Origin of the sequence: Nioella nitratireducens (genome assembly GCF_001879715.1) — a bacterium.
GTDB lineage: Bacteria > Pseudomonadota > Alphaproteobacteria > Rhodobacterales > Rhodobacteraceae > Nioella > Nioella nitratireducens.
Genome location: NZ_MNBW01000019.1, coordinates 48,145 through 56,539, shown reverse-complemented (window position 1 = coordinate 56,539; position 8,395 = coordinate 48,145). Strand labels below are relative to the sequence as shown.

The 8,395-nt window shown below is 58.8% G+C and carries 7 protein-coding genes, 1 tRNA gene and 1 pseudogene; 4 read left to right on the top strand and 5 right to left on the bottom strand.

From position 1 onward, the window contains the following. Window positions 1-448: 448 nt before the first annotated feature. From BKY27_RS16300 to BKY27_RS16290, 4 genes and pseudogenes are all read right to left on the bottom strand, one after another. The gene (locus BKY27_RS16300; RefSeq protein ID WP_071675548.1) at window positions 449-1,129 is read right to left on the bottom strand and encodes an HNH endonuclease; all 681 of its coding nucleotides are present in this window, start codon (window positions 1,127-1,129) and stop codon (window positions 449-451) included. After that, window positions 1,126-2,226, bottom strand: coding sequence for an AAA family ATPase (locus tag BKY27_RS16295; RefSeq protein WP_233491867.1), 1,101 nt, complete (start codon window positions 2,224-2,226; stop codon window positions 1,126-1,128). Before BKY27_RS16295 ends, BKY27_RS16300 begins: the two co-directional genes overlap by 4 nt. A gap of 66 nt (window positions 2,227-2,292) precedes the next feature. Continuing rightward, window positions 2,293-2,427, bottom strand: a pseudogene (locus tag BKY27_RS20670) (ATP-binding protein); the annotation flags it as partial. Window positions 2,428-2,805: 378 nt separating this feature from the next. Beyond that, window positions 2,806-2,882 (bottom strand) — tRNA-Pro (locus tag BKY27_RS16290). A gap of 107 nt (window positions 2,883-2,989) precedes the next feature. Between BKY27_RS16290 and pseB the strand changes: the two genes are divergently transcribed. The 3 genes from pseB to BKY27_RS16275 are packed head-to-tail and all read left to right on the top strand — an operon-like array spanning window position 2,990 to window position 6,245. Next, window positions 2,990-4,000, top strand: a complete 1,011-nt coding sequence (pseB, locus tag BKY27_RS16285; protein WP_233491866.1) for a UDP-N-acetylglucosamine 4,6-dehydratase (inverting) — start codon at window positions 2,990-2,992, stop codon at window positions 3,998-4,000. Further along, a complete protein-coding gene (pseC, locus tag BKY27_RS16280; RefSeq protein ID WP_071675545.1) occupies window positions 4,000-5,163 on the top strand; it encodes a UDP-4-amino-4,6-dideoxy-N-acetyl-beta-L-altrosamine transaminase in 1,164 nt (387 codons plus the stop codon). Before pseB ends, pseC begins: the two co-directional genes overlap by 1 nt. Next, on the top strand, window positions 5,160-6,245 hold the full coding sequence (locus BKY27_RS16275) for a hypothetical protein (protein WP_071675544.1): 1,086 nt from the start codon (window positions 5,160-5,162) through the stop codon (window positions 6,243-6,245). Before pseC ends, BKY27_RS16275 begins: the two co-directional genes overlap by 4 nt. 9 nt (window positions 6,246-6,254) lie before the next feature. Here BKY27_RS16275 and pncA read toward each other — a convergent pair whose 3' ends face one another. Then, window positions 6,255-6,851, bottom strand: coding sequence for a bifunctional nicotinamidase/pyrazinamidase (gene pncA, locus BKY27_RS16270; protein ID WP_071675543.1), 597 nt, complete (start codon window positions 6,849-6,851; stop codon window positions 6,255-6,257). A gap of 114 nt (window positions 6,852-6,965) precedes the next feature. Between pncA and BKY27_RS16265 the strand changes: the two genes are divergently transcribed. Then, complete coding sequence (locus tag BKY27_RS16265) at window positions 6,966-8,258, top strand: NAD(P)/FAD-dependent oxidoreductase (protein WP_071675542.1); 1,293 nt, start codon at window positions 6,966-6,968, stop codon at window positions 8,256-8,258. Window positions 8,259-8,395 lie beyond the last annotated feature (137 nt).

The window sequence follows — 8,395 nt, the reverse complement described above, 5'->3', positions numbered from 1 at the left end:
CGACCTTCGCCTTGAACTCGGGCGCGTGCTGCTTGCGTTTCGACATCTCTGATCTCCTTCTCGTCGAAGATCAGCAAACTGCAATTCGTAGCTTATGTCAGTGTCCGAAATTCGGGGGGTAGCTCATTGTTCGCTTTATGAAATCGCAGATCCACCGGAAAAACGTGAGATCGTCGAAAACGCCTTCTCGAACCGCGCGGTAGCCGGAAAATATGTTGATCTACAGCCGTATAATTGGCTTGAAGAGCATGAATCTGCCTCAAGTGTCTTGGAATGTGACCCAGAGCGATACACAGATACAGATTTGCCCGGTGTCCCCGCGGGGGTAGGAAGTCTTGAAAAGATACTTCGGCTATATCGAGATAGTTATAACGCCTTGAACGCGGGGGCAGAGCCATCGAACGACTTGAAACAGACAGAGATCTCAATATCAACAAAAACCAGCTATTTAACTTAGTACATCTTCTGGTAACGTTCCCCTTGTGATCATCTCTGAGATATATTGCTCCAAGAACGCAGAGTATTCCTTGTCAGCGCCGACGCATTGCTTGCGGATTTGACGAGAGACAAGTGGTTTATAATCGTCTTCGGCCTGAGCGTAGGCAGTCACATACTGGTGCAGCTCATCGATTTTCTCGCGCCTTCGCTCTCTCAGGTCAGCCCTATTTAGCTCAAGTATATTCTCAGTATTGCTTCCGCGAACACTCTCCGGAGTTGGCGTGAGAATCTCTCTATGAAATAGAAAATGAGCCTTCGGGTCATCCTGATATGGATTAACAAGGCTCTGCGCATCTCCAGGAGGAGCGTCGTGGTCTCCTTTCTTTCTATTACAGATTGTGCAAGCAAGAGTTAAATTTTCCCAATCGAAGCTGAGATCAGGATGCTTAGCCTTTGGCAATATGTGCTCTATGTCGCCATCATCCACATGACGCATTTTGCTCTCACAATATGAGCACTTACCGTGTGTCTCCTCAACCAGCTGCGCCTTAATGTCGACATGATTGTATCTATTTTTTTGAGCCTTGGTCGGCTCTTCGCCAGCAGCGATCGTCGCGAGAAGCTCAGCTCGCCAGGCAGCCGCATTCTGAGTTAAGATTCTTGGGGATGCTAGTTTGGTGAGTGCAATCATTTCTTTTGGGTTAGCTCTTTGATTGCAGCTGGAATCTCACTGACCAAACCCTCACTCTCGAGCTGAGCAGTCAGTCGATCCAATGCTTCACTAGTGATTGGCTGATTTTTATAGCCTTCGATGATCTCTTTAGTTCGCTCGTCCGCCCACTGTGGAATCGTAGTGGACACCCCGAGCGCCTCTCTAAGGATCTGTGCAGCAGTGCCAGCACGATTAACAGTGTCGAGCTTTTGACTGTCCACTCTCGCGCCCATGAGGCCGCGAACGGACTGATCTTCATCGAAACCCGGCTCAGTGATGCCTTCGACATCGACGTAGTTCAGGACGTACACCGACGAGTCCTTAACAGACGAAACAATAAAGGGACTGTGCGTGACGACTATGAACTGACTCTTCGGGAAAGCGTCCATGAGATTTCGAAGGAAGGTTCGCTGCATAGAAGGGTGAAGATGGTTCTCAGGTTCATCCATCGTCACCACAAAATGCTTTTTTTGTTGCGAAAAGAAGTAGATTTGCCACGTGATCTCAAAGAGCTTTATGACGCCGCCAGAGGCTGCGTCGACCACAAAATCACCCGATCTTGTTGAGAGCAACACCTCAGGCATTCGAATGATTAATCGCTCAAAGCCAAGCGATTTCGGTAAGATTATCCTGAGCTTCTCCTCGAACCCTTTAAATAAATCAATTAGTTCGTAATCCGCCTCCATTGTTTCGTTGCCGTGGCCGAACAAACTCATCGCAATCAACGCAGATTTAATATGAAAGAGTGTCCCTTCACGGGAGCTTCCACTCTGGTAGAATTGGCGTAGTTCTTTGTTGAGAGATTGTGCAATATTGGATTTATTAATTGCCGATGTTGGGATGTGAGGGACTTGCTTGTACACGGAAGGCGGGCGGTGAGAATCTATGTGGACACCCTGAACTGCGGGTTGTGGGGTGACATTTATTCCGTACTGGATCGCATTCTGGCTTGGGACTCGGATTTCTCCGACTTCCCCAGAGCTATAGTGGATCTTACCTACTGCTACCTCATTGCTGCTTTCCGGGCGGGCCAATTTATTCATCAGCCAATCATACGCGCCGGTACTGAATTGCATTATCCCGGTCTTCTTGTTCTTCTTAGGGGTAGAAAGATAGTTTCGGCCATAGCCAAAGTGGCGATTCAGTAGACTTAGGATAGTGCTCTTTCCCGTTCCGTTCGGGCCAGTAATGACCGTCAAGCGAGGATGGAATTGAATATCGACATTGCGATACTGTCGCCACGACTCGATCGATAGTGATTTGAAGTGAGTTTCCATATGATGATTTTACCCGAAAAATCAGCAGTGTGAAGCGCCGTTGCCAGCAAGGTCGACATGGTCGCCTGCAATACAGCATATCTAGCAAGGGCGACCCGTCCTCTGGAGGGCGCTCAGGTCATCAAAGCAGAGTGCCGGTACTACAGGGCTCATCCTGCACAAGATTCCTCGTGGTGCGAGCAATCTGCGGGACTTGGCGGACATCGGTGAAGTACTCGTTTGCTTAAGCAATGCACCGCGCCTCGGTGCGGTTCTAGTAGGCTACCTATGCTAAGCCTACTTCGATCCCGGGCATGGTTGCACTTCTATGGCTGAGACAAAATCGAGACAATACACCCAATTGGCGGCATGTATTCTCATCTAAATCTTTGATTTTATTGGTCGGAGTGAGAGGATTCGAACCTCCGACCCCTGCCTCCCGAAGACAGTGCTCTACCAGGCTGAGCTACACTCCGACCGTGCCGGGCGGGATAGCGGGGGAATCATGCCTTTGCAAGCGGGAAATGCGCCGCTCAACTTGATCCCGCCTGCAATCCCTGCGAGAAGGCTCGCAACCGACAAGATGAGCGATATCATGGAAAAAAACGCCTCCATCCTGCTGACCGGCGGCACCGGGTCCTTCGGGTCCCACTTCGTGCCCATGACGCTGGAAAAATACGATCCCGCCCGGCTGATCATTTATTCCCGCGATGAGATGAAACAGTGGGATATGGCCAAGAAATTCGGCAACGACCCCCGCGTGCGGTTCTTCATCGGCGATGTGCGCGACCGGGACCGCCTGTATCGCGCGCTCGACGGGGTCGATTATGTCGTTCACGCAGCGGCGACCAAGATCGTGCCGACCGCGGAATACAACCCGTTCGAATGCGTCAAGACCAACGTCAACGGCGCGATGAACCTGATCGACGCCTGCATCGACAAGGGCGTCAAGAAATGCGTGGCGCTTTCGACGGACAAGGCCTCGTCTCCGATCAACCTGTATGGCGCGACCAAGCTGGCCTCGGACAAGCTGTTCGTTGCGGGCAATTCCTATGCCGGTGGCGATGGCTGCCGCTTCTCGGTGGTGCGCTACGGCAATGTCATGGGGTCGCGCGGCTCGGTCATCCCGTTCTTCAAATCCATGGGCGACGGTGCCAAACTGCCGATCACCGACACCCGCATGACCCGCTTCATGATCACCCTGCCGCAAGGCGTGGAACTGGTCTGGCACGCTTTCAACGACATGGTTGGCGGCGAAATCTACGTCAAGAAGATCCCGTCGATGAACATCCTCGACATCGCCGAGGCCTGCCTGCCCGGCTTCGAGCATGAGGTGGTCGGCATCCGCCCCGGTGAAAAACTGCACGAGCAGATGATCGGCGAAGAGGACGCGCCGCATACCTACGAGTATGACGAGCACTTCAAGATCCTGCCCGCGATTCACAACTGGTCCAGGGATGCGGTCCGGATCAAGGATGGTCGGAAAGTGTCAGACGGTTTCGCCTACACGTCGGACAACAATGCCGACTGGATGGATATCGACACGTTGCGCGCCTGGATTCAGGCCAACGCGGAAACCATCGGGCACTTCTGATGGCGGATACGGGCTTCATCCCCTACGGTCGGCAGGACATCTCGGAAGACGACATCGCCGCCGTGGTAGAGGTGCTGCGCTCGGATTTCCTGACGCAGGGGCCCAAGGTGCCGGAATTCGAGGCCGCGATTGCAGGTGCCACCGGCGCGGCCCATGCGGTGGCGGTGAACTCTGCCACCTCGGCACTGCATATTGCCTGCCTCGCGCTTGGGCTGAAACCCGGTGGCCTGCTGTGGACCGTCCCCAATACCTTCGTGGCGTCGGCCAATGTCGGGCGGCTCTGCGGGGCAGATGTGGATTTTGTCGATATCCGCGCCAGCGATTACTGCATGGACCCCGTCGCGCTGGAGGCCAAGCTTGCCACGGCGGACCGCAAGCCCGACATCCTGATCCCGGTTCATTTCGCGGGCCAGTCGGCGGATATGAAGGCCATCGGTGCGATTGCGCAAAAACACGGCATCCGCGTGATCGAAGACGCCAGCCACTGCATCGGCGGCAGTTATGATGGCCAGCCCATCGGGGCCTGTGCCTTCTCTGACATCTGTGTCTTCAGCTTCCATCCGGTGAAGATCATCACAACAGCCGAAGGTGGCCTCGCCACAACGCAGAACGCCGACCTTGCCGCGCAAATGGGCCTTTTCCGGTCGCATGGGGTCACCCGCGACCCGGCGCTGATGGAAAGCGAAAACGCTGAACCGTGGGAATACGATCAGGTCGCGCTTGGCCTGAATTACCGGATGACCGAAATGCAGGCGGCGCTTGGCGTCAGCCAGGCCAGGCGGCTGGCCGATTTCGTCGCGCATCGCCAGAAGATGGCGAAACGCTATGATGCGTTGCTGGCCGATCTGCCGCTGATCCTGCCGTGGCAGAACCCCGACAGCTATTCTGCCCTGCATCTCTACCCGATCCTGATCGACACCGACCGAACCAACCACACGCGGCGCGCGGTCTTCGATGCCCTGCGCGCGGCGGGTATTGGCGCGAACGTGCATTACATCCCGGTGCATACCCAGCCCGATTACCGGCGGCTCGGCTTCAAACCCGGCGATTTCCCGGTGTCGGAATGGTATTACGACCGGGCAATCTCGATCCCGCTCTACTTCGGACTGGACGAGGAACAACAGGACCGGGTGGTTGCCGCACTGAAAGACGCGCTGGCGTGAACGGCAAGGCGCGGATCGGTGTCTTCCTGAACGGGTTGCCCGATTTCGAGGCGCTTTTTGCGCTGCTGCGGGTCTTGGCGGCGCGGGGCCGGGTTGACGTCAACGTCTTTGCGACAACGGCCCTTGCTCGCAAGGAACCTCGGGCGCTGCCGCTTCTGCGCGGTGCGGGGATGGTGCCGGTCGTGCGGCCGAACCGGTGGTTGAAGCATCTCTACCGGCCGTATCTCAAGCGCTTCGACATATTGCTTGGCCTCTCTGATCCCGCCACAGATGAAACGGCCCATGGCAAACGAACCGCGGCGATTTCGCGGGCGGGCAAACCCTGTGTCTCGGTGCAGCATGGGGTGATTCAACGCGACTGGACCTATTCGGATAGCGGCGGGCCGCTGCCGTGGGACTCCGCCCTCGTTCTGCTGTATGAACCGCCCGACCCGTCGGTCTTCGGCCCGGCCATCGGCAAGGCGGCATCCGTGGGTTTTCTGAAACCCGCCGTCCTTGACCCGCGCCCCCTGCCGCCGGGCGTGGCCCCAGCAGTCGCGGCGTATCGCCAGAGGTTGCTCTTTTGCCATTCGTTCCGGTGGCAAGATCGCTTTTCGCAGGAGCAGATCCGCACCTGCTATGACTTGATCGAAGGCTTCGCCCGCGCCAACCCCGACGTGTTGACCATCCTGCGATCCCACCGGGGCAAGAAGCGCGCGCCGATGGCCGAGCTTGATCGCCGTCTGGCCGCCTGTCCGAATGTGGTGCTTTCCCATCAGGGCAGCGGCCCGCTGCGGGGCATGACCATGACCGACATCCTGGCGGTATCGGACCTGATGGTATCGACCCCTTCCACGGCCCTTTTGGACGGGGTGTATGCAGGCCGACCGGCAGCGGTGTTCGCCAACGATTCCGACAAGTTCACGGGGTTGCCGCAGATCACCGATCCCGCCTCGCTTCAGGCGTTTTCAGACGCACCGCACAGCTCTGCGGCATCTTGCGACGCCCTTCGAAACCGGTTTGGAGACATTGCGTCCAACCTCGACAACGCGGCCGAGGAGATCGAGGCATTCGCCGCGCAAGTGCGCTCCGGCAAAGCCTGAACCACCCTGCTATTGCAGCGCGACCCCCGCCATCGCCATTCCCTCGATGGCCGCTGCAAGCGACCCGTCGAGGTCGATCGCCCGGCACAGATCCTGCCGCACGGTGATCTGGAACCCCAGTCGGGCCGCATCCACCGCCGAGAAATTGACGCAGAAATCCGTGGCAAGGCCCACCATCGTCAACCGGTCGATCCCGCGCGTGCGCAGGTAACCCTCCAGCCCCGTGGGGGTCGTGCGGTCATTCTCGAAAAAGGCCGAATAGCTGTCGATTGCGGGCTGAAAGCCCTTGCGAATGATCAGATCGGCCCGATCGACGTCGAGATCGGCGTGAAACGCGGCCCCATTGGACCCCTGCACGCAATGGTCGGGCCACAGCACCTGTGGACCGTAGGGCATCTCGATCAAGGCATAGGGGTCTTGCCCCGAATGCCGAGAGGCAAAACTGGAATGCCCCGCGGGGTGCCAATCCTGTGTCAACACCACGGCGTCGACCTCTGGCATCAAGGCGTTGATACCCGGCACGATCACGTCGCCCTCGGGCACGGCCAACGCACCGCCGGGGCAGAAATCATTTTGCACGTCGATGACGATCAAGGCATGGGTCATATGCGGCCTCCTGTTTCTTGACCACAAGGCCTAGGGCCCGGCGCGGCATGGGTCAATGCGGTTGACCGGGCCGGGGCCTATGGTCGAGGGTTCGGGCATGAAAAAGGTGTCGCCATGATCCCCAATGACCGCCCCGTGATCGCCGATAGCCTTTGGACCGCGACAGCAACCCCGGCCCCGGTCTTTCCGCCCCTGACTGGCGAGGCCGAGGCCGATCTGGCCATCGTCGGGGGCGGGTTCACCGGGCTCTCTGCCGCGCTTCATGCCGCCGAGGCCGGGCTGCGCGTGGTCCTGCTGGAGGCCGAACAGCCGGGCTGGGGCGCCTCGGGGCGCAACGGCGGCCAAGTCAATCCGGGCCTGCATGTCGACCCTGACGACGCAGAAGATCGGTTCGGACGAGAGGTCGGGGCCCGCATGGTCGCCTTCGCCGGAGGCGCCGGACGGTTGGTCTTCGATCTTATCGAACGCCACGGCATTCCCTGCGACCCCCGCCCCGTCGGCTGGATTCGCGCCGCGCACAGCCCCGCCACCTTGCGCGACCTGCAAGGCAAGGCCGACCAATGGGCCGCGCGGGAACAACCGGTTCGGATGCTGTCGCGCGATGAAACCGCCGCGATGATCGGCACCACCGCCTATCGGGGCGGCCTGATCGACCTGCGCGGCGGCAACCTGCACCCGCTGAACTATGCTACCGGACTGGCCGTTGCCGCCGACAAGGCCGGCGCGGTGATCCATGGAAACAGCCGTGCAACGGCGCTGACGATGACGGACGGCCACCATGTCGTGCACACACGGACAGGCACGGTGCGCGCGGGCAAGCTCGTCCTTGCGACCAACGGCTACACCGATGGCCTGATACCGGGGCTTGCGAAAACCGTGGTGCCTGTCCGCTCGGTGCAGGTTGCCACCGACCCGCTGCCTGACGACATCGCGCAAACCATCCTGCCGGGCGGGCAAGCGCCCTCGGATCTGCGGCGCCTGTTGCTTTACTTTCGGAAAGATGCCGCTGGCAGGTTCGTCATGGGCGGGCGCGGGGCCTATGGCGACCGGGCCACTGCGGCCCGACTGGCGGCACTGCGCAAGGCCAGCGTGCAGATGTTCCCACAGCTTGCACCTTTTGGCTGGCGCCATGCATGGGGCGGGTTCGTTGCGGTGACGCCCGATCATTATCCCAAGGTCATACGCGTTGCCCCCGGTGCGCTTGCCGCGCTCGGCTATAACGGGCGCGGGGTGGCCTTGGCCACGGCCATGGGAAAGATGCTGGCCGATTGGGGCACTGGCACGGCAGAGGCCGATTTGCCATTCCCGGTGACAGAAGCTCAGCCAATCCCCTTCCATCGGTTTCGCAAGCTCGGAGTTGCAGCGACGGTTACGACCTATCGGATGATGGACGCGCTCGGGCTTTGATCCATCACCGCACCAGCCAGCCGCCAAGCGAACCTCCGTTTGCCACACTGCCCCCGTTGCGGCACGAAAATCAACGACTCGTGCCGCCTTGCGCCCGGTGGATCCACCGGGCTTGGGCCTCTTGTTCCCTGTTTCAA

Coding starts and splice junctions, on each gene's coding strand:
- BKY27_RS16300 (WP_071675548.1), bottom strand. CDS start 1,129: ATGATTGCACTCACCAAACTAGCATCCCCAAGAATCTTAACTCAGAAT.
- BKY27_RS16295 (WP_233491867.1), bottom strand. CDS start 2,226: ATGCAATTCAGTACCGGCGCGTATGATTGGCTGATGAATAAATTGGCC.
- pseB (WP_233491866.1), top strand. CDS start 2,990: ATGAGCGATATCATGGAAAAAAACGCCTCCATCCTGCTGACCGGCGGC.
- pseC (WP_071675545.1), top strand. CDS start 4,000: ATGGCGGATACGGGCTTCATCCCCTACGGTCGGCAGGACATCTCGGAA.
- pncA (WP_071675543.1), bottom strand. CDS start 6,851: ATGACCCATGCCTTGATCGTCATCGACGTGCAAAATGATTTCTGCCCC.
- BKY27_RS16265 (WP_071675542.1), top strand. CDS start 6,966: ATGATCCCCAATGACCGCCCCGTGATCGCCGATAGCCTTTGGACCGCG.